Consider the following 23,856-nt stretch of genomic DNA (forward strand, 5'->3'; position numbering starts at 1 on the left):
CCCGCTGACGAGGGATGGGCTCGGCCGCCGCTCAGCGCTGCGACGGGCCGACCCGGGGCATGGCGGACCGACCCGCGGTGGGCTCGGCGGCAGCCGCCAGGAGGGGCAGTGTGCGCCGGGGGACGATCTCGGACAGGGCGATCACGCTGGTGGAGCGGGCGACGGCCGCTGACCGGTTGAGGTCGACCAGCGTCTGCTGCAGGGCCTCGTGCGAGGCGGCGGCGACCCGGCAGAGCACGTCCCCGCTGCCGGTCGTGGCGTGCGCCTCGATGACGCCGGGGATGGCCTCCAGGTCGCGGCTGACCGCCTCGATCGCCCCCTGGACGATCTCCAGGGTGACGAACGCCTGGACGCCGAAACCCGCCGCTGCCACGTCGACGTCCGGGCCGTACCCCGTGATCACCCCGGCCGCCGTCAGCCGCTCCAGCCGCGCCGTCACCGTCGCCCGGGCGACACCCGTGATCCGCGACAGCTCCAGATCCCCGGCCCGGGGGTGGTCGCGGAGCGCGGCCACCAGGGCGACGTCCAAGGCGTCCAGTGCTCGTCTGCCGGTCACTCGCAGCTCCTATCCCACTCGGTCTGCCCTGCGCTGAACTATCCACTTTGCCGAGCCAGCGCGGCGAGTTGCTGTTCTGGTTGGCCATCATGACGAGCATCGCCCGCACTCCTTGCGCAGCAAGACGTCCCAGTGTCCAGTAGTGGCAGGACCGCCCGGCCGGACCTGTGGTGGAGGGAGACGGACATGAGCCTCGAGCAGACCCTGAACGACGAGGAGCGCCTGGCCGAACTGGACGCCGACCAGCTCAGGCAGCTGGTGGGGCTGGTCGAGTACGACGCCTCCAGTGATCCCTTCCCGGTGTCCGGGTGGGACTCCCTGGTGTGGATCGCGGGGAACGCGGTGCAGACCGCGCACTTCTTCCAGTCCGCCTTCGGCATGGAGCTGGTCGCCTACTCCGGGCCGGAGACCGGCAACCGCGACCACCACGCATTCGTGCTGAGGTCCGGTGCCGCCCGGTTCGTGATCACCGGCGCCTACGACCCGGCCAGTCCGCTGGCCGACCACCACCGGGCGCACGGCGACGGCATCTCCGACATCGCGCTGAGCGTGCCCGACGTGGACCGCTGCATCGCGCACGCCGCCGCCTCGGGGGCGACCGTGCTGGAGCAGCCGCACGACCTCACCGACGAGCACGGCACGGTCCGGGTCGCGGCGATCGCCGCCTACGGGGACACCCGGCACACGCTGGTCGACCGGTCGAAGTACTCCGGGCCGTACCTCCCCGGCTACGTCGCCCGGACGTCGTCCTACGTCAAGCGGGACGGCGCCCCGAAGCGCCTGTTCCAGGCGATCGACCACGTCGTCGGGAACGTCGAGCTGGGCGCCATGGACCGCTGGGTGGACTTCTACCACCGGGTCATGGGCTTCACGAACATGGCCGAGTTCGTCGGTGCGGACATCGCCACCGACTACTCGGCGCTGATGAGCAAGGTGGTCGCCAACGGCAACCACCGGGTGAAGTTCCCGCTCAACGAGCCGGCCGTGGGCAAGAAGAAGTCCCAGATCGACGAGTACCTGGAGTTCTACGGCGGGCCGGGCGCGCAGCACGTCGCGCTGGCCACCAACGACGTCCTCGGCACCGTGGACGCGCTGCGCGCCGAGGGCATCGAGTTCCTCACCACCCCGAACTCCTACTACCAGGACCCGGAGCTGCGCGCGCGCATCGGCGAGGTGCGTGCGCCGATCGAGGAGCTGCAGAAGCGGGGCATCCTGGTCGACCGGGACGAGGACGGCTACCTCATGCAGATCTTCACCAAGCCGATCGGCGACCGGCCCACGGTGTTCTTCGAGCTCATCGAGCGGCACGGATCGCTCGGGTTCGGCATCGGCAACTTCAAGGCACTGTTCGAGGCGATCGAGCGCGAGCAGGAGAAGCGCGGCAACTTCTGAGTGGCGCGGCGCGCCGCCCGGGTCCCGGGGGCTGTACCCCCGACCCGGGCGGCGAGCGGCGCAGTCGGCCGCAGCCTCGGCCTCGTCCTGCGGGATCGTCCCCCGCTCAGGGAGCCGGGCTCGGTGTCTCGTCCCCGAGGACGGCCTCGCGCGTCCGCGACTCCTCGGCGCCGTCCTCGGTCGCCTTGGCCTGCTGCCGCCACTGGGTCAGGGCCCGCTCGGTGTAGCCGTTCGGCTCCCGCCGTCCGGAGAAGACGAGGTCCAACGCGGCCTGGAAGGACGGGCTGTTCTCCAGGTCGGCGCACATCGGCTCGTAGCCCGGCTCGCCGGCGTTCTGCTCGTCGACGACCGCGGCCATCCGGGCGAACGTCTCGCGCACCTGGGGCTCGTCGACGAGGCCGTGGTGCAGCCAGTTCGCGATCTGCTGGCTGGAGATCCGCAGCGTCGCGCGGTCCTCCATCAGGCCCACGCCCTCCAGGTTGGGCACGGTCGAGCAGCCGATGCCCAGCCCGACCCAGCGCACGACGTATCCCAGGATCGACTGGGCGTTCGTCTCCAGCTCGTGCCGCTTGTCCTCGTCGGACAGCCCGGCGCCCCCGTCGGGGAGGATGGGAGGCACGAGCAGGCCGCGCCGGTCGGCCAGCGGACGCTTCTTCAGCTCGTCCTGGACCGCCAGCACGTCCGTCTCGAGGTAGTGCAGCGCGTGCAGCGTGGCCGCGGTCGGCGAGGGCACCCATGCGGTGTTCGCCCCGGCCTTCGGGTGGCCGCCCTTGGTGTCGAGCATCTCGCGCATCGCCGAGGGCTTGGCCCACATGCCCTTGCCGATCTGTGCCTGCCCGACGAACCCCGCGCGCAGGGCCACGTCGACGTTGCGGTCCTCGTAGGTCTTCAGCCAGGTCTGCGACCGCTGGTCGTCCTTGCGGACCACCGGACCGGCCTCGAAGTCGGTGTGGATCTCGTCGCCGGTGCGGTCGAGGAAGCCGGTGTTGACGAAGACGACCCGGTCGGCCGCCCGGGCGATGCAGGTCTCGAGGTTGGTCGAGGTCCGCTTCTCCTCGTCCATGATCCCGATCTTGAGGGTGGCCGGCTCGAGGCCGAGCGCCTCCTCCACCGCCGCGAGGAGGTCCACCGACGCGGACACCTCGTCCGGGCCGTGCATCTTGGGCTTGACGATGTAGACGCTGCCGGTCCGGGTGTTCGAGTGCCGGCCCCGGCCGCGCAGCTCGTGCAGCGCGGCCGTCGCGGAGACGACGGCGTCGAGGACCTCCTCGAGGATCGGCTCGCCGGCGGCGGTCCGGACGGCGTCCAGGCGCATGTGGTGCCCCACGTTGCGGACGAGCAGCAGGGAGCGTCCGGGCAGGGTGAGCTCCCCACCGTCGGCGCCGACGTAGGTGCGGTCGGCGTTCACCGAGCGCGTCACGGTGCGCCCACCCTTGCTGAACGAAGCGGTGAGCTCCCCGGTCCGCAGCCCCAGCCAGGTCCGGTAGGCCCCCACCTTGTCGGGACCGTCCACCGTGGCGACCGAGTCCTCCAGGTCCACGATGGTGGTCACCGCGGACTCCAGCACCGCGTCGGACACCCCTGCGTGGTGCTGGCCGCCCACCTGGGTCGACGGGTCGATCGTCAGCTCCAGGTGCAGGCCGTTCCGGCGCAGCAGCACCGCGCCGGGCTGGTCGCTGCTCGCCCTGTCCCCCGGGCGGTGACCGGCGAACTGCGCCGGGTCGGCGAGGCCTGTCGTCGTCCCCGACGCCGTCTCGACGGCCAGTTCGCCGGGCGCAGGCACCCGGTACGCGACCACGTCGGCATGGCTGCCGTCCGCCAGCGGGAAGAAGCGGTCGAGCAGGCGGTCGGCCTCGGCGATGACCTGCGCGCCGCGGCGTTCGTCGTAGCCGCGCTCGAGCTCGTGGTCCTGGGGCAGCGCGTCGGTGCCGTAGAGCGCGTCGAAGAGCGAGCCCCAGCGGGCGTTGGCCGCGTTCAGCGCGTACCGGGGCACGGTCGCGGGCACGACCAGCTGCGGGCCGGGCACCTCGGCGATCTCCCGGTCCACGCGGTCCACCCGGACGCTCGGCTCCTCGACGGGCACCAGGTAGCCGATCTCGGTGAGGAACGCCTCCAGCTCCTCGACGTCGCCGGCTCCGTGCTCGCGGTGCCACTCGTCGATGCGCTCCTGCAGCTCGTCGCGGCGGCGCAGGAGTTGCTCGACCCGCCCGCCGAACCTTTCCTGCAGATCGGCGACGATCGCCCAGAACCGCGCCGGTGCCAGATCGAGACCGGCGACCAGCTCGTCGGCCACGAAGTCGCGCAGTACGGGGTCGACCTGGAGTCCACCGGTCGAGGTCTTGTCGCTCACAGTCTCCACGCTCGTCTCTCTCCTCCGCTTCGGGACACCGTCCCGTTCCTGACCCCCTGAACACTGCACTGCCTGACCTGCGGCCGCAGGACCGGGTCATGCCTTCGCGTGCCTCCGCATGAGCTCCACGTAGGACCGCTCGTCGGCGCGGACGTGCGCGAGCTCGTCGTCGGTCAGCTCGCGGCGCACCGTGCCCGGTACGCCGGCGACGAGGCAGGACACCTAGCCCGTTGTGACGGTGCTGCCCGCGCTGTCCACAGGAAACCCGGTGCGCAGCGCCTTCGGGATCGTCGCCTCGACCTCGATGTCGTCGATCAGGCGCTCTACCGCGCTGCGGTCGTTCGCCGAGCGGATCTCGATCGCGTAGTGCACGCCGCGAGAACCGTCCTGGTCGAAGTCCCCATGAGCTGACACGGCGAGGTGATCGATGGTGATGCCTCGATTCGGGGCTTCGCGCAGCAGGTCGTTGAACAAGCAGCCGGCGACCGCCAGGTGCAGGAGGTGGCCGCCGGACAGGAACTCGACGTCGATGACCGCTCGCTCCGTCAGGTGGTGGTCCACCACCCATGCTCCTGTCGCCTCGGTGTCCGCGGCGTTCTCGAGGGTGCGGATCGTCGCCCGGAACTCGCCCATGCTCAGCTCCTCCTCCGTGGCCACGGCTCTCCAGGCCGCCCACGGTCGCGTCGATCAGTTGCCGGGACCGACGCGGATCGCCCGTGCCGTGCGCTCGCTCCTACTGTCCCCGGCACGGGGATCCTGGCGCATGTCATGCCCTCTGCACGAGGCGGTGCAGCGGCACCCTGTCCTGGCCGTACACCCGCGACTCGGGCACCGTGACGGAGGGCAGCACCTCCCGCAGGCACCCAGGGGGTGGAGCCGGTCTGCGGCGCCGGACACGCCGCATCAGGGATGCCCCTGGAAGGGGGCGACCCGGCCCGTGTTCAGCGGGTCGGTCCATGGTCGGACAGGTGCGCCTCCGCCTCCGGCTCGGCCGATTCGGGACGTCGCACCGTGTAGGAGAGCTGTTCGAGCAGCGCGGCGGCGGCCTCCGGGTTGTCCCGCACGGCCCGGCGCAACTCCGGCGTCCCGGGCGCGGCCCTCTTCAGCCGGTGCCGGCGATCGCGCAGCGGTGCGGGCCACAGCACCTGGATGCCCGCGTTCAGGTGCGCCCCCAGGATGATCGCGAAGGCGATGAAGAAGGTGGCCAGCAGGAACGCGATGGGCGCGGCCAGGGCGCCGTAGCTGAAGCCGGTCGCGGTCAACCAGCCGAGATAGAGCCGCAGTCCGGAAGCGCCGGCGAGGAACACCAGCGCGGCGAGGAGCGCCCCAGGCAGTCCGCGGTACCACGGCGGCTTCAGCGGCAGGGCCACCTTGTACAGCGTCGTGAGCGCCACCAGCAGGACGAGACCCACGACCAGGTGGTACAGCGCATCCCAGGCCGTGCCCACTGCGCGTGCCGAGGAGTCGGGCAGGAGGGCGAGGATCCGCTCCGGTCCGAGCGCGACGAGCGGGAGGGCGATGATCCCCGTGATCAGGCCGACGAGATACGTGAGCATCGCGAGCACGCGCTGCCAGAGGAGGTTGCGCAGTTCGTACTGATCGTGCGCGCGCGTGATGGCGTCGATGAACGCGGACACCGCCGACGAGCCGGACCAGAACGAGAGGAGGAACCCGATCGAGACGACCTCTCCACGGGCCGTGCTCAGGATGTCCGCGACGGTGGGGGAGATGATCTCGTCCAGGGCGTTCTGGCTGAAGACCCCGCCGGTGAGCTCGATGATCCACTGCTGCACCGCCGCGACGGTGTCTGGTCCGAACACCCCGCCCACGTAGCCGAGGATCCCGAAGAGCCCCAGCAGCAACGGTGGCAGGGACAGCGTCTGCCAGAACGCCGCTGCCGCCGACTCGCTGAAGATGTCGCCGTTCCAGGCACGGCCCATCGTGCGCCTCAGCAGCCGGCGTGCCGCGTCACCTCGCACCCGGGCGCGATCCGGCGAGGCAGCCGCCTGGACCGCGGTCGCCGGCTCGGTACCCGTTCGCTGGTTCCGCGCCTCCGCCATCGTCCCAGGATGCGCCCCGCCCGACGGCTCCGTCCCCGTTCGGACCGCGCGCCTCGCCGGGACGACCAGCGCGGATCTCGTCGACGGGCAGGATCTGCAGGACCCCGGCTCCGGGCCTGGGTGTCGCGGAACTGCAGGAGGCACCGACCTCTGTCCCGCGGTCGGGTGGCCCCGCCCCGCAGGTGACGGTCCGGGCGGCCCGTCTCCGGTTCCGGTTCCGGTTCCGCCGTGCAGGACAGTCGCGCTCCGCGGGACAACTCGGTGCAGCCGTGGACCGAGCGACATCCATCCTGCAGGTGCTCGCGCGCCAGGGCGCCACCGGCGTCACGGAGATCGCCGGAGGACTGGGCAGCAGTTCGGGCTCGTCCGGGAGCGGGCCACGCCTCCACCAGCGAGGAGCACGAACTGGGTCTGGCGGCCAGAGTCAACGAGGACACGATCCCGCCCTGGTTGCACACGTCCGCGCGGCGGCTGACGCGATCTCGCAGCGCAACGGACATCCCAAGCGCGGCTGACGCGGCGGCCCGGAGTCCGTCAGGAGTCGATCCGGAGGTCGCTGAGCGGCTTCGAGCAACAGATGAGGAGCTTGCTCTGCGCGATCTCGCGCGGCCGGATCCCACCCTGGTGCTGCATGTCCACGGCGCCCGAGAGGATCGTCGTCTTGCACGTGCCGCACATGCCCTGGCCGCAGGACGACGGCGGGGTCAGCCCGGCCGCGAAGGCCGCGTCCAGGACGTTCTCGTCGGCGCCGCAGCGGAACGTGCGACCGCTGCGGACGAACTCGACGGAGAAGGCGGCGGTCGGCGCTCCAGCGCCCGGCGGCGGGGGCTCGTGCACGCCGTCGCCGTCCACGCGCACGGGAGGCACCTCGACGGTGAGGTCCTCGAAGGAGAAGGACTCCTCGTGGTAGCGCCCCATGTCGAAGCCCGCCGCGACGAGCGCCCGGCGGACCGCGGCCATGTACGCGGTGGGCCCGCAGCAGAACACGTCGCGCTCGTGGAGGTCGGGCGCGAGCACCCGCAGCATCTCGCCGCTCAGGAAGCCCCGCAGCCCGACCCACGGTTCTCGGGGGGAGTCCCGTTCGCAGACGTGGGCGACGCGGATGGTCGGCGCCGTGCTCGCCATCGCGTCGAGCTCGCGCCGGAAGATGATGTCGGACGGCGTCCGCGCGCTGTGCACGAACAGCACGTCGGTGTCCGAGCCGAGGTCGTACAGCGTGCGGGTCATGGACATGATCGGGGTGATGCCGCTGCCTGCCGACAGGAACAGGTACTTGCCCGCGGGGTGGTGGGCGGCCGAGAAGAGCCCGAACGGTCCGTCGGCCGAGACGCGCTGCCCGGCCCCCATGGTGTCGTGCAGCCAGTTGGAGACGAGTCCGCCGGGCTGTCGTTTGACCGTGATCCCGATCAGATGGGGCCGCGTCGGGGGTGTGGAGATCGTGTAGCAGCGGTCGACCGCGCGGCCGCCGATCTGCAGTCGCAGGGTGATGAACTGGCCCGGGTCGTAGTGGAACAGCGCCGGGGCCGCGGGCTCGAAGAGGAACGTCTTGACGTCGTGGGTGATGTCGAGGACCCGCCGGCACACCAGCGTGGAGTCGGCCGTCTCCCCCCAGACCGGGAGCACGGAGGGGTGGGCGGTCAGACCGACGTGCCCACCGGTGGGGAAGGGCGCCGGTGCGACCGCGTCCAGTACCGCCACCGGGCCGGTGGGCGCGGTCATCGGTGCGCCTCTCGTCGTACCGGCTCCCGCCCCCGGAGGAGCGCTGACTCGATGCGGCCGGCCGCGCGCGCCAGGTGCTCGGCCGCGTGTCGCACCCGGTGCCCGTCGAGTCGCTGCGTGGGGCCGCTGAGGGTGAGCACTCCGACGAGCTCGTCCGCCTGTCCGAAGATGCCCGTCGCGACACCCGACAGGCCCTCCTCCGCCTCGTCGATGCAGAGCGCATGCCCCTGCTCGCGGAGCCGGCCGAGGTCCGCGCGCAGCTCGCCGGCCGTCGTGATCGTCGAGGGGGTGAAACGCACGAGGGGCTCGCGGAGGAAGCGCTCGAGCTGCTCGTCGTCCCAGGTGGCGAGCAGCACCTTCCCGCTCGCGCTGGCGTGCAGCGGGAAGCGCTGCCCGACCCAGGACTGCGGTCGGAGGTGGTGCGGCGCATCGACCTGGTGCACCAGGTCCAGGCCCCCGTCGGGGGCCACCACGCTCAGCGTCCCGGTCTCCCTGACCGCGGCCACCAGTTCACCGAGAACCGGGCGAGCTGCTTCCAGGAGGAGGAGCCCCTCGTCGGTGTTCCGGGCGAGGCGCAGCAGTTCCGGCCCGAGGAGCACCCGGTCGTCACCGGCGACCCGGAGGAGGAAGCCCTCCTGTTCCAGCGTCTGGATCATCCGGAGCGCCGTGGCCCGCGGGAGCCCGGCAGCCCGGGCCAGTGACGAGACGTTCGCCCGGTCGTCGTCTGCGGTCGCGCGGAGGAGGGTGATCGCCTTCCTGACCGACTGGTTCAGCTTGGCTCCCTGGTCCCCGGTCGTCGTTCGGCCACGAGCTCCCGGCCCCAGGAGGGCCGCGGGCCTCGTTCGGACTTCCGCTGCCTCGTCCATGTCCTGCCTCTGTTCTTCTGCGGCCTCGACCGTCGATGGGTCCCTAGCGGGACAGGTGAGCGGCCAGCCGCGAGACGTACCAGGTGACGAAGGCCTCGACGTCCCCTTCGACCGTCGAGTACGGACCCGGCTGGTAGCCGGGGTCCTCGACGCCCTTCTGGGTGCGAGCCACCAGGGTTCCGTCCTGCTGGTTCGTCGCCTGCCAGACCGCGGTCAGGGTGGCCAGGTCGTAGTCCACGCCCTCCATGGCGTCCGGGTGGACCAGCCACGTCGTCCGCAGGAGGGTCCGGTCCGGCGCGAGCGGCAGCACGGAGAACAGCACCGCGTGGTCGGCCAGCATGTGGAACCACGAGTTCGGCTGCATGTGCAGGGACAGGTCACCGAACCGGTCCGTGGTCAAGGACCCCATGAGCCTGCTGCACACGGACTCGCCGTTGGTGTTGAACGACTTCCCGGCACCGTCGAGCGGGGCGTGGGAGAGCTGGAACCCCGTGGCGCGGGTGTCGAGCTCCCGAGCTCCCTCGATGGGGAAGCCCTGCCGGACGCACGCCGACTGGAGCGCTGCGGCGGCCGTGCCGTAACGCTGGTAGACCGGCTTCAACCGCGGCGGGACGTCCTCGGCCGAGTAGCCGAAGAGGGGGAAGTAGGCGCTCAACAGCTCGGGGTGCCCGTCGCAGTGGTAGCACTCGCGGTTGTTCTCCATGACGAGCTTCCAGTTGCCGGTCTCGACGATGTCGACCTGATGGGCGACTTTCGCCTGGCGCAGCCCGTACGGGGCCAGGAACGGCTCGATGCGCGCGGCGACCTCGTCGAAGTCGGCCGGTGGCTTGTCGGCGAGGCACAGGAACACCAGGCCGCCGACGCTGCGCACGTGGACCGGCTTCAGGCTGAAGCAGCTGCGGTCGAACGTGGCCGGCTGGTTGTCGGCGTGCATCAGCCGGCCGTCGACGCCGTAGGTCCAGTGGTGGTAGGGGCAGACGAGGTTGCCGACGCTGCCGCGGGGCTCGTCGAGGAGCCGGGAGCCCCGGTGCCGGCACACGTTGTGGAAGGCGCGCACCTCCTCGTCGTCGTCCCGGACGACGACGACCGAGTACCTGCCGACCCCGACGGTGACGAAGTCGCCCGGTTCGGGCAGCTCGGCCTCGGCAGCGGCGAAGATCCAGTGCTCGGCGAAGATTCCGCGCACGTCCAGGTCGAAGACCTCCTGGCTCGTGTAGAAGGGCGCCGCCAGGCTGTAGCCGGGCACCCGACCGTTCACCAGGCCGACCAGGTCGTCCCGGCCGGCCGGACGCTCGAGCTGCATGGTCATCAGGCGTCTCCCGGGTGGACGGCGGAAAGCGGACTCGTGCTCGGGCGCCGGCAGCCGAGGGGGCCCAGCGGAGCTGGGGTGCCCGTCCAGTGGATGCGGGTGCCCATCTGGTGATGTGGTACCACGCTGCAGAGGCGGGGTCAACAGATCGGAGGGGCTGCGCTGTCAGGCGCTGGACAGGTGCTCGTCGTGGGGCGCACGACCGAGCACCTCCACGCCCTCCGTCGTCACGAGGACCTGCTCCTCGAGCTTGAGGCCCTCGTCCTCCCCGTCGACCCCCACGTAGGCCTCGACGCTGAACACCATCCCGGGCTCGATCTCGCCGGCGTGGTGGTGCTCGAAGAGGATCACCGGGTACTCGTCGCTGAGACCGCTGCCATGGGCGACGAACGGATAGCGCTGCGCGTGGTGGGCGGAGGGGAGGCGACGGCTGAGTCGTTCCCCCACCTCGTCGACGGCGGCCCCCGGCCTCAGCTCGTCGATGACCTCCCCGAGGAAGGCCTCGGCATCGGCGTACAGCCTCCGTTGCCGCTCGGTGGGCTTCGTGCCGCCGACCAGGTACGTGCGGGACAGGTCGGCGAGGTATCCCGCGGGACCGATGAGGTCGGTGTCGAACGCGACGAGGTCACCACGTTCGATGCGGCGGTCGCCGGCCTCGGAGAACCAGGGATTGGTGCGCGGTCCGGAGGACAGCAGGCGCGCCTCGACGTACTCGCCACCCAGGGCGAACGCGTGCCCGGTGAGCTGGGCCCATGCCTCGTTCTCGGTCATGCCGGGCCGCAGGCCGGAGTACAGGTGGGTGATCGCGGCGTCGCAGACGAGGACCGAGCGGCGGATGAGCTCGATCTCCGCCGCACCCTTCACGGCACGCGCGTGTTCCATCGCCAGCTGGGCCGGTTCCAGGCGGATGCCCGCCCTCTGGAGGGCCAGGAACCCGTAGGTGTCGAGTCTGTCCACCCCGATCCGGGCGTCCCGGATCCCTCGTTCCTGCAGGACGCCGGCCACCTCCTCGGCGAACTGCGCGGCGCGGGCGGGTGCCTGCTCCGCGCACCCGAACACCGACCAGCTCGTCGCCACCCGGGTCTCGAGATCGGGACAGGGCGACACGAGCTCGGCCGGCGCCGAGGCGTACTCCCACAGGACCGGCTGCCCCTCGGCCGGCACCAGCATGTAGCGGTCGATCACGTGCAGGGTCCAGACCGGCATGGTCGACGTCCCGGAGACGTACCGGATGTTGACGGGGTCCACCAGCAGTGCCGCCGCCAGGTCATGCCGGCGCAACGCGTCGCGGGTCCGGACGATCGCGTGCTCGACGGCCCCCCGGACGAGCGTGCGGTCGACCTCGGGCTGCCCTTCCCTCGTCCGGGCCGACGCGACCGACCGAGGGGTGTCGTACCTGGGTCTGCCCGACGTGCGCGACGCCGTGCCCGTCGCCCCGGTCATCGGGTGCCGGTCCATGGCACCAGGGAGGCGGCCTCGGATCAGCTGGACTGCTGGGGCTGGCTCGGCTCGCGGGTGTGAGCGGGCACGCCGTTCCCGGGGCCGGTCAGGGTCGGTTGCTGGGCCGCGTCCGGTTGCTGCACCGTGTTCGGTTGGTGGACCGTGTTCGGCGCCTGGGCCGAGCCCGGTCGCATCTCCGCGACCACCGTGCGGACACCCGGCGGGACCGTGCTGACCACGGGCTCCTCGCGCAGTTGCTTCACCAGGCTGTAGCAGACACCGAGCATGACGACCAGGAACGGGACGCCGAGGACGATCACCGTGGTCTGGATCGCGTCCAGCCCTCCGGCGAGCAGCAGCGCGATCGCCACCGCGCCGATCATCGATCCCCACGTCACCACCAGCCAGGTCCGGGGGTGCAGCGAGCCGCCCTGGGAGAGCATCCCGAGCACCAGGGACGCCGCGTCGGCTCCGGCGACGTAGAACAGCATGATCAGTACGACGACGAGCACCGCGGTGAGGGTCGAGAACGGCAACGCGTCGAGCAACGTGAACAGGGTGTTCTCGACGCCCGTGGCCAGCGAGCCGGCCATGTCGGTGACCCCGCCCAGCTGGAACCGGATGGCGGTGCCACCCATCACGACGAACCACACCGTGCTGACCAGCGTCGGGACGATCAACACGCAGATGACGAACTCGCGGATGGTGCGCCCCCGCGAGATCCGGGCCATGAAGGTGCCCACGAACGGCGCCCAGGACATCCACCACGCCCAGTAGAAGATCGTCCAGCCGGCGAGCCACTCGCGGCCACCGGAGGCGCCGGTGCGGAACGACATGGGCACGAAGTGGGCCAGGTAGCCGCCGAAGGACTCGACGAACGTGTTCATCAGGAAGATCGTGGGCCCGAAGGCGAACACGAAGACCAGCACCCCGACGGCCAAGCCGGCGTTGATGTTCGCCATCCACTTGACACCCCGCTCGGTCCCGCTGACCGCGGACACCACGAACAGCGCGGTCAGCACGACGATCACCACGATCGAGACGGCGTTGCTCTTGGGGGCGTCGAAGACCCGCGTCAGCCCGCTGTTGATCTGGAGGGCGCCCAACCCCAGGGACGTCGCTGCACCGAAGGTGGTGATGAACAGACCGAAGATGTCGACGGCCCGGCGGGCAGGGTGCGCGGGGTCCTTCCGGGGGAACACGATCGAGCTGAGCAGGTTGGGCAGCCCCTTGCGGAACGTCGCGTAGGCCAGAGCGAGCCCGACGACGCCGTACAGCGCCCACGGGTGGAGTCCCCAGTGGAAGATCGTGTACTCCATGCCGAGCTGGCCCGACTCCGGCGTCGCGGCCTCGGCGAGTCCCAGCGGCGGCGTGAGCAGGTGCGACAGCGGCTCGGCGACGCCCCAGAAGATCAGTCCGATGCCCATCCCGGTGGCGAACATCATCGAGATCCAGGAGACGGTGCTGAACTCCGGCCGCTCGTCGTCGCGACCCAGTCGGATCCGCCCGTAGCGCGAGATCGCGAGCAGCAGCATGAGCGCGACGAAGCCGACCGTCACGAGGACGTACACCCAGCCGGTGGCGTCGATCATCTTCGCCAGGACCGTCGAGGCGGCGGTGGCCAGCGAGGTCGGCGAGAGCACCCCCCACAGCACGAACGCCAGGGTCAGGGCGAGGCCGGCGACGAAGACCGTCCTGTCGACCGGCTGGTCCACGTCGGCGGCTCGCGGGTGCATCCGGTCGTCATCGGGCGAGGCGTGGACGAAGTGCTCGGTGACGACGACCGTCTCGACCGTTCCGTCTCCGTCGGCGGCCTGCGCACGCGTCCGGTGGTCACGGGCAGGTGGAGGGGTGACGTGCTCGGGGTCGTCGGGGCTCATGGCACACCTTCCGTCTCGCAGAGCGCGCGTCGGTATCGCCATACGAAACAGCGTGACCTGAACCACTGTCAACGCTCAGCCGGTGGAACCCTTTGGTGACCTTGGCGCGGATCTGGTGGCAGAGAGCTGCTTGAGCATGTAGGTCGCGGCGTCGTCCATCTTGACCCGCCACCGCTCCACCGCGACCTCGCCGTCTCCGGAGTCGATGGCCTCGAAGATGGCGCGATCGTCCCGCAGGATCGCATCGATCGGGTACGCGTAGTCCAACCCCATAACGGCGATGAACATCCGCAGGTGGTCGGCCAGGACCTCCACCATGGGCGCGATGCGGACCAGGCCCGAGGCCTCGGCGAGGGCGTTCTGGAAGGCGATGTCCGCCTCGCCGGTCCGGTGGACGTCGCCGGACGCGGCGCACCGTTCCAGCGCGTCCAGCGCCTCCGCGACCGACTGCCGCTCCTGCGGGGACCACCGGACGGCGCCCCGGATCACCAGGGCTCCGAGCGCACGCCGCGCGGCGTACGTCTCGACGACGTCGTTCGTCGTCAGGACGGGGACCACCGCCGCATGGCCCGTCGTGATGGTGAGCAGGCCGTCCCTCTCCAGCAGTCGCACCGCCGTCCGGACCTGGGCTCGCGTCGTCCGCAACCGACCCGCCAGGGACCGTTCGGTGACCCGGTCACCGCCGGCGATCCGGCCTTCCGCGATGCCCTGCCGGATCGTCGCGACGATCTCGTCGGCGAGCGCTCGTTCCGGTCCCAGGTGGCGCACCGCCGTCCGGGTCGCGGGCCCGCGGTTCCGGTCCGCCCGGGTCGTCGGACGCACCCAGGTGAACGCGCGGCGAGGCGTTCGCGCCCACGCGCGCAGGTCGCTCTCCAGCTGCAGCGCCGAGGCGGGGGAGAGGAGCGGCCCCCAGTCCAGGAGGAGCGGGAAGAGGGACAGCCACTCGCCGACGTCCCGGCACACCTCTCGGACCGAGACCTCGGCCGGCAGGGGAGCCTCGTCGGACGCGAGGGCCATCAGGGTGGCGTCCGGGTCGGCGGCGTTCAGCACCTCGTCCCAGAACGGCCGCGGGTCGGCAGCGGCAGTGGCCGGGAGCTCGGGGCGGACCAGGTCGGCCACCAGGACCGTGCGCAGTGACCGGTGCACCACCGGGTCGGCGCGTGCCGGTGGAGCCGGGTCCTCCCGCCGGGAGACGGGCGTGAGCTGACAGGCCAGGACGGCGTACTGCCGCGTCACCAGGACGCCGAGGACCGCCGGCCGGCGCCCGGTCGTCGCGGCGGTCAGCTCGTCGCCGAACGTGGTGCCGGACCGCATGGCCTCCCACGCGCGCGCCACGAAGGACTGACTCACCCCCAGGGCGTCAGCGATCGAGCGGGTCGACCACTTGGTGGTGGGCATCCACAGCGGCGCGGTGAGGGCGGCGTGCCGCAACTGCTCCGTCGTCCGGCGTTGCCGGGCGGGCCGGCTCAGTGCTGCCGTCCCGCCGGTGCGGTACTGCTGTGCCCACTTCGCGGCGGTCTGCCGGGTGACGCCGTGCTCCCGGGCGGCGTGCGCCGGCCCCAGCGACAGCACGTCCTGCACCAGTCGTGCGCGCCGTCGTACCGCCTCGTCGACGTCCCGCGACAGGTCATCGAGCTGCGGATCGCTCACCTGGCTCCTCGACCGTAGGTGCGCAGGATAACTCGCTGACTCAGGCCCGGTACGAGTCCGGACGCCGCACTACCGGACCGACGGCCCGCCGCTGCACGCTTCCTCCCGACGCGGGGGAGGCCCCCTCTGCCCCACGGCTCGCTGTGCTCGCCACGGGACCCTGCAGAGGGGCCGTTCCAGCACGAGTGGAGGCACCCATGCAATCCGTAGACCCGTTGCTGAGCCCCTTCACCCTCAAGAACGTCAGGTTGCGCAACCGGATCGTCAGCACGTCCCACGAACCCGCGTACAGCGAGGACGGGCTGCCGGGGGACCGTTACCGGGCTTACCACGTCGAGAAGGCGCGGGGTGGGGTCGGGCTCACGATGATCGGTGGCAGCGCCATCGTCAGCCCGGAGAGCGCACCGGCGTTCGGCAACCTGCAGTTGTTCAAGGACGAGGCGGTCCCGCTGCTGCGCCGCCTCGCGGACGAGGTCCACGAGCACGGCACCGCGGTCATGACCCAGCTGACCCACCTCGGCCACCGGACCAGCAACTACACCCACGACTGGCTGCCGGCGCTGTCGGTCAGCGCCCTCCGTGAGTCCTCGCACCGGGCGTTCACCCGGCCGGCGGACAGGTGGGACCTCGAGCGCATCGTTCGCGACTTCGCCGACGCGGCCGTGCGGTGCAAGGACGGGGGACTGGACGGCGTCGAGCTCATGGCGTACGGGCACCTGCTGGACGCGTTCTGGACCCCGGCCCGGAACCGCCGCGTGGACGAGTACGGCGGGTCGTTCGAGAACCGCATGCGCTTCCCGCTCCAGGTCGTCCGGGCCATCCGCGCCGCCGTCGGAGAGGAGTTCGTCGTCGGCGTGCGCATGACCTTCGACGAGGGCCGCAGCAACGGTCTCCAGACCGACGAGGCGCTTCGGATCGCGCACGCACTGACCGGCGCGGGCATCGACTTCTTCAGCGTGATCAAGGGGTTCATCGACACCGACGCGGAGCTGGCGCAGATGATCCCGCCGATGGGCACGCCGGCGGCGCCGCACCTGGCGTTCACGGGCTGGGTGAAGGAGAACGTCGACGTCCCGGTCATGCACGCCGCCAAGATCGGGGACGTGGCGACGGCGCGGTACGCCGTCGCCGAGGGCCTGGTGGACCTGGTGGGGATGACCCGGGCGCTGATCGCGGACCCTCATCTCCCGAACAAGGTCGCCGCCCGGCAGACCGACCGGATCCGCCCCTGTGTCGGCGCCAACATGTGCATCGACGGCATCTACAGCTCCGGGTCGGCCATGTGCGCCCACAACCCGTCCACCGGCCGGGAACTCCACCTCCCGCACACGGTCCGCAGGGCCGCCGAGCAGAAGAGGGTGGCCGTCGCCGGCGGTGGACCTGCGGGGCTGGAAGCCGCTCGAACCCTCGCCGAACGAGGACACGCGGTGGTCCTCTTCGAGGCGAACCCGAGCCTGGGGGGCCAGATCGCCCTGGCCGCGAAGTCCCCGCGGCGCCGTGACCTGATCGGGATCGTCGACTGGCGGATCGCGGAGTGCAAGCGGCTCGGTGTCCACCTCGAGCTCAACCACTTCGTGGAACCGGACGAGCTCGCCGACGGCGACTTCGACGTTCTCGTGGTCGCGACCGGTGGCCTGCCCGACGTCGAGGTCGCCGAGGGCAGCTCCCTCGCGATCGACACGTGGGACGTCATGTCGGGAGCGGTCCGGCCCACCGGCGACGTGCTCGTCTACGACGACCACGGAGGGCACCAGGCGCTCGACGCCATCGAGGTCGTCGCGCCGGCCGCGGCCTCGGTCGAGCTGGTCACGCCGGAGCGGACCATCTCGCCCGACGTCGGCTCGCTGACGATGGCCGGCTACCTGCAGATGCTCGCGGAGCACGACGTGACGATGACGCCCGCTCATCGCCTGGTCCGGGTCGAACGGTCCGACGGACGGCTCAAGGCGACGTTCACCGTGGACGGTGCCCGGCGGTCGATCGAGCGGTACGCCGACACGATCGTGATCGAGCACGGCACGACGCCCGTGACCGACCTCTACGACGCACTCGTGGACGCGTCGATCAACGGCGGCGAGATCGACACCCAGGAGCTGCTGGCGCTGTCGCCCCAGTCGCCGACCCATCACGAGGACGGCCGGTTCCGCCTCTACCGCGTGGGCGACGCGGTGAGCAGTCGCAACATCCACGCGGCCGTGCTCGACTCCTTCCGCCTGTGCAGCGCGATCTGACCCCTCCCCGTCACCCCACCCGGGGCCGCAGGGAGGGCGGACGACGGCGGAGCCGCAGCGCCTTGCCTGGTGACCGCTGGGATGGTCGGCCGTCGCCGCGGTGCCCGACTCGGCCTGGGCGGTCGCGGGCTGTCTGTGCGGTTCGCTCAGTAGGCGGACCAGCCGCCGTCGACGACGAGGGTCTGGCCGGTCAGGTACGTCGAGGCCGCGGTCGTGAGGAACAGCAGCGCCCCGTCGAGCTCGTTGATCTCGGCTGGGCGGCCGAGGGCGGTGTGGTCGCGGATCCACGCCACCTGGTCCTGGTCCGCCAGCAGTCCGGTCATCTCGGTCGGGAAGTAACCGGGGGCGAGCGCGTTCACCCGGATCCCGCGTCGGCCCCACTGGGCCGCCAGCTCACGCGTCAGCCCGACGATCCCGGCCTTGCTCGCCACGTAGCCCGCCAGGGGATAGCGGTCCTCGCTGCGGAAGGCGTTGATCGAGGCGATGTTGACGATGCTGCCGCCCGCTGGGTCTGTCATGTGCCGGACCGCCAACTGGCTCAGTCGGTAGGCGGCGAGGAGGTTGGTCTCCAGCAGTCGCCGAACCCCGTCCAGCGGCTCGACCAGCCCGTCCCCCTCCTCGACGGTTCCGGCGTTGTTCACCAGCACGTCGATCGTCCCGGTGAGGGACGCGGCCAGCTCGACCAGCCGGATGCGCGTGCCGTCGTCGGTCAGGTCGCCGACCAGCCATCGCACGTCGCCCTTGCCGGGTCGGCTCACCACGACGTGCTCGGCGATGGCCTCCAGCCGCTGCTCGCGCCGGGCCGCGAGGACCACGTGTGCGCCGGCCGCGTGCAGGACCGCGGCGAACCGGGCGCCCAGGCCGGAACTCGCACCGGTGACCACCGCGACCCGTCCGTCGAGGCGGAAGTCCGGGAACGGCAGCGCACGAACGCCGGCCGGGCCGGTTCGGGGCTCGCTGGACACGGCCGAAGCGTGCACCGTCCGACCTCCGGTCGCCAGCAGGACGGGCGTCTCGGACCACTCGGACACCCGATCACCCGGGGCCGTGGATTGAAGTCGCCCGGGGGCCACCGTCCTGCCGTCCCCGGCGGTTGCCGGCTCCCGGCAACGCCGGGGTGCCGCACCTCGCCGGTGACGCCCCTCGTGCAGCGGTCCGGTCCCCGGCAGGCTGGGCTCTGTAGGAGGTGGACCATGCTCAGCCACGACGAACAGCGGGCCTGGGACGAGATCCGGTGTCACTTCGCGGAGGACGCCGAGGAGCCCGCTCCTCCGGTCCTCGACCGGACGGTCCGGCCGCCACGCGACTCCAGGCCGGTGGGCCTCTCCGCTGCGGTCGTCGCCGGCGGCTGCCTCGCCGCTCTCCTGATAATCCTCGGCGCCCCGGTCGTCGGCTTGGCCATCGCCGTCGCCGTCCTCCCGCGGTGGCTGCTGTGGCGCTACTGGTCCTCGCTGGAGGGTGTCGTCGGGCCGTCCGCGCCGACGGCGATCCGGGACGTCCCGCTCGACGGTGAAGGGCACTCGTCGCCGGGGGAGCACCGCCGGGACACCCCGCGGACGGCGTGACGTCCGGGCCAGGTGGCCACCGCACCTCCTGCGCGCAGACTGCGCCCAGAACCGTTGGACGTCGTCCCGGATCCGCGCAGGCGGCCTGGTGAGGCATGCTGTCGTTGCCCATCGTCGGCAACGACGGGAGGGGACATGACCCGCAGGACCGACGGCGAGCCCACCGGCCGGTCGGCGGCATCGGCCTCCGACGACTGGCTGGCCCCGGTCGGCGTCTCGGCGGCAGCCGCCGTGAAGGCGCCCGCGGAACTGCTCGGCGAGTACCTGCCGCTGCTGGCCGACGCCGCGATCAACGGGCGCCGTCCCGACTCGTTCGAGCTGGACGCCGTCCGCGAACTCGGGCGTCGCGCCGCAGCGCAGGGCGTCGGGGCGCGCCGCGCCGTCGACCTCTACCTGTCCGCGGCGTGGCGGCTGTGGCGGCAGCTGCCCGTCGTCGTGCGCTCCTCCGATCCGGAGAAGGTGCGCCGGTCCGCGGAGGCGGTGCTGCGGGTGCTGGACGACGCCATCGGCGTGCTGGTCGACGGCCACCAGTCCGAGCGGCGGGAGATGATCCGCCGGGAGGAGTCCCTGCGGGCGGAGTTCGTCGACGACCTGCTGCGCGGGGACGCCGACGTCTCCCGGCTGGTGGAGCGCGCCGAGCCGTTCGGCATCGACCTGGGCAAGCCCCACCACGTCGCCCTGGTCGCACCGCGCGACGCGGACGGCGCGGTCGACCGCGCGGCCATCGCGCTGGAGCGTGCGGTGGTCGACAGGTTCGGCGACCGCGAGGTGCTGGTGGCCACCAAGGACGGTCGCGTGGTCGTCGTCGTCCCGGGCGGCGGCGCCCCGGCGTTCACCCTGCTGAGTGGCGGCGACGTGGGGGCGGCGCTGCAGCAGGAACTGCACCGGCGGGAGATCGCCGGCCGCTGGCGCGTGGCGGCCGGGCGTGCCTTCCCCGGCGCCTACGGGGTCGCCCGCTCCTACGAGGAGGCTCTCGAGGCCCTGACCTTCGCCGACCGGCTCGGCTTCGACACCGACGTCGTCCATGCCCGGGACCTGCTCGTCTACCGGGTGCTGGGCCGCGATCAAACGGCCATCGTCGACCTGGTGCGCGACGTGCTCACGCCGCTGGAGCAGGTGCGCGGCGGCGCGGAGGTGCTGCTGGAGACCCTGCGCGAGTACTTCGACGCCGGCGAGGTCGCGACCGAGGCCGCCCGCCGGCTGCACGTCTCGGTCCGCACGGTCACCTATCGCCTGGCCCGGGTCGCCCAGCTCACCGGGTACAGCGTCGCCCAGCCCGACCAGCGGTTCGCGCTGCAGACGGCTGTGCTCGGCGCGCGGCTGCTGGAGTGGCCCGCGACGCCGCTGCCTGCGGAACCGTGACCTGCCCGGGCGCCCCCCAGACCGGCTGACGGGACCGGGTGCGCTCCACGGGCTGGTCAGCCGGGGGGGCCAGGCCGGCCACCCGGGAGTCGCGGCTGCCGCCGATGCGGTCGGCGCTCGCAGCGCTCCGGCAGAGCTGCGCGCGCACCCGGGCCTCGGTGGTGCTGGCCAGTCCGCGCCGCACCCCGGCGCGCAGCAGTTCGGCGCGGCAGCGGGTCACGGCGCGGATGACGGCTCCGGCCGACAGGACCGGATGGAACTCCCGCACGAGGGAGTCGGTGCGGGCGAGGAGCGCCTTGCGCTCCGCGACGACGATCGCGGCGTGGCCCATGGCGGTCATCCCCGGCCCATCGGGCGGGTCGTGGGCCGCGGTCGGCGGTCGTCCCGCTCGCCGTCCGCGGCCAGGCCGGCGAGGTGCCGCCGGTGCTCAGGCTCATCCGCGGGTATCAGCGTGCCGCGGACCGCCTCCCGTTCCCTGGGCGCTGCCAGCTGTGCTCGGGAGATCGCAGCTCGGCCGAGGTGGACCAACGAGCTCATGTGCGCTTCCCTCTCCGCCGGCGTCCGACCGCATTCCTGTTCGGAGTGTCGCGCGGAGGCGGACGCCGGCTCAACGCCGTCCACCGGACGAGTCGCCCGACGGCGACCTGCCGGACGCCGGCAACCTGCAGCAGGCCAGCGGTCAGACGCTGCTCTTACCGAGAAGACCTCCAGCAACCGGGTGAGGCCAGCATCTTGCCGGACGCAGGAAGCCAGGGTGCGGCTGAGTCGACCGGACAGCGCCATTGGCCGAATGGCCCGCCGGGAGCACCCTCGAGGTGTACACAAACGAATGGAGAAATCGGCATGCACCCATCCGGCGCTCTTGGGTTAGAGTTCTCCCCGGTCGCGGTCGTGGAACTCCCGATCGCCCTGGGCGACGTCCGCTCACCCCGGTCGACCACCCGCGCCGGGCAGGGGCGTCGGCTGATCGACATCGTCGAGGAGTGGGGCCTGCAGTCCTTCCCCGCCAGCGATCCGCCGGCGAACTGGTGAACCACGTCCGGACGACGATCGGGGCGACGGGCGGGAGGCGACGTGACCTATCGCTGAGCTCGGGCGGTGCGGTGTTCGTCGTCCCGGCCGGCCAGCTGCCCGGGTCGGCTCCCGCGGTGGCCATCGCGAGGCCCTGACCCCGCCGCGCCGCGCCGAGACAACGCCCCGGCCATCGCCCGCCACCTGTTCGAGGAGGGACCCACCATGCCTGCCCCAGCGTCAACCGCCCCCCGTACCGGCCAGCACGACCGGCGGCCCGAGGCCACCCCCGAGTCCGGGACCGCCCCGGGGTGCGACGTGTGCCCGCACCGGGTCGCCGACCACGACGCGATCTCGCTGCGGTTCTGCCGAGCCACCCGGGACTCGGTCACCGCTCAGGGCTGCGTCTGCCAGCCCGCATGAGAACCCGAGGGGGAGCGGTCAGCCGCGATCGACTGGCCCGCCGACCACGACGGCGCGTCAGAGGCCGGTGACGTCGGCTCCGCCCGAGCCGCTCTCGTCCTCGGGCCGCGCTCCCTTGCCCGGCTGGTCCGTGCGCTCGAGGCGCTGGCGGATCGCCGCGACGTTGAGCGCGAGGTCCTCGAGCGCCTCGACGGCGCGCGTCGCGAGCGCGAACGTGAGGTTCTCGCGCTGCTGCTGGGGGGTGGGCTCGCGGGTGCCCTGCGTGATCCCGGCGCGCTCGCGGGAGGGACGGGTCGCCGCCGCCCACGGTTCGTCGTCGTCGTCCCGTGACTCGCCGAACAGCTCACGCAGCATCCGCTGCGCGAACTCGAGGAACTCGCCCGGGTCGGGCCGGTTGGTCGCCATCGCTCCGCCTCAGCTCGTGTCGGCAGGTCGTGCGGACCGGATGGGGCCGTCCGCGACGCCCGCGACCAACGTACGACCGACCAGCCGTCCTCAGCAGCCGGGAACGCGCGCGGCGGAGATGATCGCGTCGGCGCTGCGGTGGGCGTCGGCCGCGGTGGTCTGCCACCCGACGACCGAGATCCGCATGACCCGGCGTCCGCGGAAGGTGCTGCCGGCCAGCCAGCAGGTCCCGTCGCGCTGGACCTGCTCGATCACCGTGTCGGTGCAGCCGTCGTCGTCGCCGAAGCGGACGAGGACCTGGTTCAGCACGACGTCGTTGACAATCTCGATGCCGGGCTCCGCGGCCAGGCGCCCGGCGATCAGCCGGGCGTGGTCGCAGCACCGGTCGACGAGGTCGGCCAGGCCGCGGCGGCCCAGCTGACGCAGCGCCGCGTACACCGGCACGCCCCGGGCCCGCCGGGAGAACTCCGGCGTCCAGTCGAGGCCGTACGGCACGTCGTCGGCGTGGGCGGGGACGTAGGCGCTGGTCGAGGTCATGGCCGCGCGGTGGGCCTGCGGGTCGGTGACGACGGCGATCCCGCAGTCGTAGGGGACGTTGAGCCACTTGTGACCATCGGTCGCCCACGAGTCCGCCTGCTCGGCGCCGGCCAGGAGCGTGCGCCGCCGCGGGCTGGCGGCGACCCACAGACCGAACGCGCCGTCGACGTGCAGCCACGCCGCGTGCTCGCGACACACACGGGCGATGTCGACGAACGGGTCGAACGCCCCGGTGTGGATCTCCCCGGCCTGCGCGCAGACGATCGTCGGGCCGCCGGCGCCGCCGGTGAGGGCCTCTTCCAGGGCGTCGGCGCGCATCCGGCCCTGGTCGTCGGCCGGCACCACGTCGACGAGTCCACCCAGCCCGAGCAGCCGGCACGCGACCCCGATCGTGACGTGTGCGTACTCACCGGCCAGGACGCGGATCCGGGGCGCGCCGTGCAGCCCGCGCGTCTCGACGTGCCAGCCGGCGTCGCGCAGGACCGCATGCCGCGCGGCGGCCAGGCAGGTGACGTTCGCCATCTGGCAACCGGTGACGAACCCGACCCCACTGGACGCCGGCACACCGAGGAGCTCGCGCACCCAGCCGGCGGCGACCTCCTCGACCACCGACAGGGACGGTGCTGCGGGGAAGCCCCCGCCGTTCTGGTCCCACGCCGACACCAGCCAGTCGGCCGCCACCGCGACCGGCAGCGCGCCGCCGATGACGAACCCGAAGTACCGCGGTCCACCCGACGCGACGAGCCCGGGACCGACGTCACGCGCCAGGCTCTCGATGATCACCGAAGGGTCCTCCCCCTCGTCGGTGAGTGGGCGTGCCAGCACGGCACGCATCTCACCGAGTCCCGCCTCGGCGCCCACCGGTCGTACCCCCAGCCCGTCGAGATACCGGCGGGCCAGTCGGGCGGCGTCGTCGAGACAGTCGTAGCGCCGATCCGACGCCCGGACGTCCTCCGTCTCGAGCGACCGGTCAGCGCTCGTGGACGTCTCGTCGCTCTCCATGAGGGTCCTCCTCGCTCCGGACAGCCGGCCGCCGGCCGTCGGCCAAGGATGGCCCGGCATCGGCCGCCCGGCGCCCGCCGGCCGCCCGGGAGATCGCG

General features: G+C 72.2%; 21 protein-coding genes. 6 read left to right on the plus strand and 15 right to left on the minus strand.

Features of this window, described 5'->3' with window-relative positions; genetic code table 11:
- Positions 1 to 31 precede the first annotated feature (31 nt).
- Positions 32 to 556 carry an Lrp/AsnC family transcriptional regulator gene (locus tag HK417_RS19450; protein WP_222269753.1) on the minus strand — a complete coding sequence of 175 codons (525 nt, stop codon included), beginning with the start codon at positions 554 to 556 and terminating at the stop codon, positions 32 to 34.
- Positions 557 to 742: 186 nt separating this feature from the next.
- Between HK417_RS19450 and hppD the strand changes: the two genes are divergently transcribed.
- Entirely contained in the window at positions 743 to 1,948 is a 1,206-nt protein-coding gene (hppD, locus tag HK417_RS19455) for a 4-hydroxyphenylpyruvate dioxygenase (protein ID WP_222269772.1), read from the plus strand.
- A gap of 106 nt (positions 1,949 to 2,054) precedes the next feature.
- Here hppD and HK417_RS19460 read toward each other — a convergent pair whose 3' ends face one another.
- The 10 genes from HK417_RS19460 to HK417_RS19500 form a co-directional block, all read right to left on the minus strand.
- Complete coding sequence (locus tag HK417_RS19460) at positions 2,055 to 4,307, minus strand: malate synthase G (protein ID WP_222269781.1); 2,253 nt, start codon at positions 4,305 to 4,307, stop codon at positions 2,055 to 2,057.
- 87 nt (positions 4,308 to 4,394) lie between these two features.
- A complete protein-coding gene (locus HK417_RS25740) occupies positions 4,395 to 4,520 on the minus strand; it encodes a hypothetical protein (protein ID WP_261327345.1) in 126 nt (41 codons plus the stop codon).
- Positions 4,521 to 4,931, minus strand: coding sequence for an OsmC family protein (locus HK417_RS19465; protein WP_222269783.1), 411 nt, complete (start codon positions 4,929 to 4,931; stop codon positions 4,521 to 4,523).
- A 308-nt stretch (positions 4,932 to 5,239) separates the two neighbouring features.
- Positions 5,240 to 6,358 carry a YihY/virulence factor BrkB family protein gene (locus tag HK417_RS19470; RefSeq protein WP_222269785.1) on the minus strand — a complete coding sequence of 373 codons (1,119 nt, stop codon included), beginning with the start codon at positions 6,356 to 6,358 and terminating at the stop codon, positions 5,240 to 5,242.
- Between the two features lie 534 nt (positions 6,359 to 6,892).
- Positions 6,893 to 8,077: a hybrid-cluster NAD(P)-dependent oxidoreductase gene (locus tag HK417_RS19475; protein WP_222269787.1), complete on the minus strand. Its 1,185-nt coding sequence runs from the start codon at positions 8,075 to 8,077 to the stop codon at positions 6,893 to 6,895.
- Entirely contained in the window at positions 8,074 to 8,943 is an 870-nt protein-coding gene (locus HK417_RS19480; protein ID WP_222269796.1) for an IclR family transcriptional regulator, read from the minus strand. The genes HK417_RS19475 and HK417_RS19480 overlap by 4 nt, the downstream gene beginning before the upstream one ends.
- A gap of 43 nt (positions 8,944 to 8,986) precedes the next feature.
- Positions 8,987 to 10,252 carry an aromatic ring-hydroxylating oxygenase subunit alpha gene (locus tag HK417_RS19485; protein ID WP_222269798.1) on the minus strand — a complete coding sequence of 422 codons (1,266 nt, stop codon included), beginning with the start codon at positions 10,250 to 10,252 and terminating at the stop codon, positions 8,987 to 8,989.
- Between the two features lie 165 nt (positions 10,253 to 10,417).
- Positions 10,418 to 11,710, minus strand: a complete 1,293-nt coding sequence (locus HK417_RS19490) for a M24 family metallopeptidase (RefSeq protein WP_222269800.1) — start codon at positions 11,708 to 11,710, stop codon at positions 10,418 to 10,420.
- 23 nt (positions 11,711 to 11,733) lie between these two features.
- Positions 11,734 to 13,572, minus strand: a complete 1,839-nt coding sequence (locus tag HK417_RS19495; RefSeq protein ID WP_222269802.1) for a BCCT family transporter — start codon at positions 13,570 to 13,572, stop codon at positions 11,734 to 11,736.
- A 75-nt stretch (positions 13,573 to 13,647) separates the two neighbouring features.
- Positions 13,648 to 15,222 carry an FCD domain-containing protein gene (locus tag HK417_RS19500; protein ID WP_222269804.1) on the minus strand — a complete coding sequence of 525 codons (1,575 nt, stop codon included), beginning with the start codon at positions 15,220 to 15,222 and terminating at the stop codon, positions 13,648 to 13,650.
- Between the two features lie 197 nt (positions 15,223 to 15,419).
- Between HK417_RS19500 and HK417_RS19505 the strand changes: the two genes are divergently transcribed.
- Positions 15,420 to 17,453 (plus strand): NADH:flavin oxidoreductase, encoded by a 2,034-nt coding sequence (locus HK417_RS19505; RefSeq protein WP_222269806.1) that lies wholly within the window; start codon positions 15,420 to 15,422, stop codon positions 17,451 to 17,453.
- A gap of 146 nt (positions 17,454 to 17,599) precedes the next feature.
- Here the strand turns inward: HK417_RS19505 and HK417_RS19510 are convergent, their stop codons facing one another.
- Complete coding sequence (locus HK417_RS19510) at positions 17,600 to 18,418, minus strand: SDR family NAD(P)-dependent oxidoreductase (protein WP_222269807.1); 819 nt, start codon at positions 18,416 to 18,418, stop codon at positions 17,600 to 17,602.
- Between the two features lie 228 nt (positions 18,419 to 18,646).
- Here HK417_RS19510 and HK417_RS19515 point away from each other — a divergent pair, with 228 nt between their 5' ends.
- Positions 18,647 to 19,018 (plus strand): DUF3040 domain-containing protein, encoded by a 372-nt coding sequence (locus HK417_RS19515; RefSeq protein ID WP_222269810.1) that lies wholly within the window; start codon positions 18,647 to 18,649, stop codon positions 19,016 to 19,018.
- A 135-nt stretch (positions 19,019 to 19,153) separates the two neighbouring features.
- Complete coding sequence (locus HK417_RS19520; RefSeq protein WP_222269813.1) at positions 19,154 to 20,380, plus strand: PucR family transcriptional regulator; 1,227 nt, start codon at positions 19,154 to 19,156, stop codon at positions 20,378 to 20,380.
- A gap of 336 nt (positions 20,381 to 20,716) precedes the next feature.
- Here the strand turns inward: HK417_RS19520 and HK417_RS19525 are convergent, their stop codons facing one another.
- Positions 20,717 to 20,917 (minus strand): hypothetical protein, encoded by a 201-nt coding sequence (locus HK417_RS19525; protein ID WP_222269815.1) that lies wholly within the window; start codon positions 20,915 to 20,917, stop codon positions 20,717 to 20,719.
- Positions 20,918 to 21,271: 354 nt separating this feature from the next.
- On the opposite strand from HK417_RS19525, the gene HK417_RS19530 reads away from it, so the two are divergent.
- Both HK417_RS19530 and HK417_RS19535 read left to right on the plus strand, forming a co-directional pair.
- Positions 21,272 to 21,412 carry a hypothetical protein gene (locus HK417_RS19530; RefSeq protein ID WP_222269817.1) on the plus strand — a complete coding sequence of 47 codons (141 nt, stop codon included), beginning with the start codon at positions 21,272 to 21,274 and terminating at the stop codon, positions 21,410 to 21,412.
- 204 nt (positions 21,413 to 21,616) lie between these two features.
- The gene (locus HK417_RS19535) at positions 21,617 to 21,814 is read left to right on the plus strand and encodes an RGCVC family protein (RefSeq protein ID WP_222269820.1); all 198 of its coding nucleotides are present in this window, start codon (positions 21,617 to 21,619) and stop codon (positions 21,812 to 21,814) included.
- Between the two features lie 57 nt (positions 21,815 to 21,871).
- On the opposite strand, the gene HK417_RS19540 is transcribed toward HK417_RS19535, so the two are convergent.
- Entirely contained in the window at positions 21,872 to 22,219 is a 348-nt protein-coding gene (locus tag HK417_RS19540) for a hypothetical protein (RefSeq protein WP_222269822.1), read from the minus strand.
- Between the two features lie 90 nt (positions 22,220 to 22,309).
- Positions 22,310 to 23,758, minus strand: a complete 1,449-nt coding sequence (locus HK417_RS19545) for a pyridoxal phosphate-dependent decarboxylase family protein (RefSeq protein WP_222269824.1) — start codon at positions 23,756 to 23,758, stop codon at positions 22,310 to 22,312.
- Positions 23,759 to 23,856: the final 98 nt, after the last annotated feature.

Origin of the sequence: Modestobacter marinus, from assembly GCF_019799945.1 — a bacterium.
In the GTDB taxonomy this organism is placed as follows: domain Bacteria; phylum Actinomycetota; class Actinomycetes; order Mycobacteriales; family Geodermatophilaceae; genus Modestobacter; species Modestobacter marinus_B.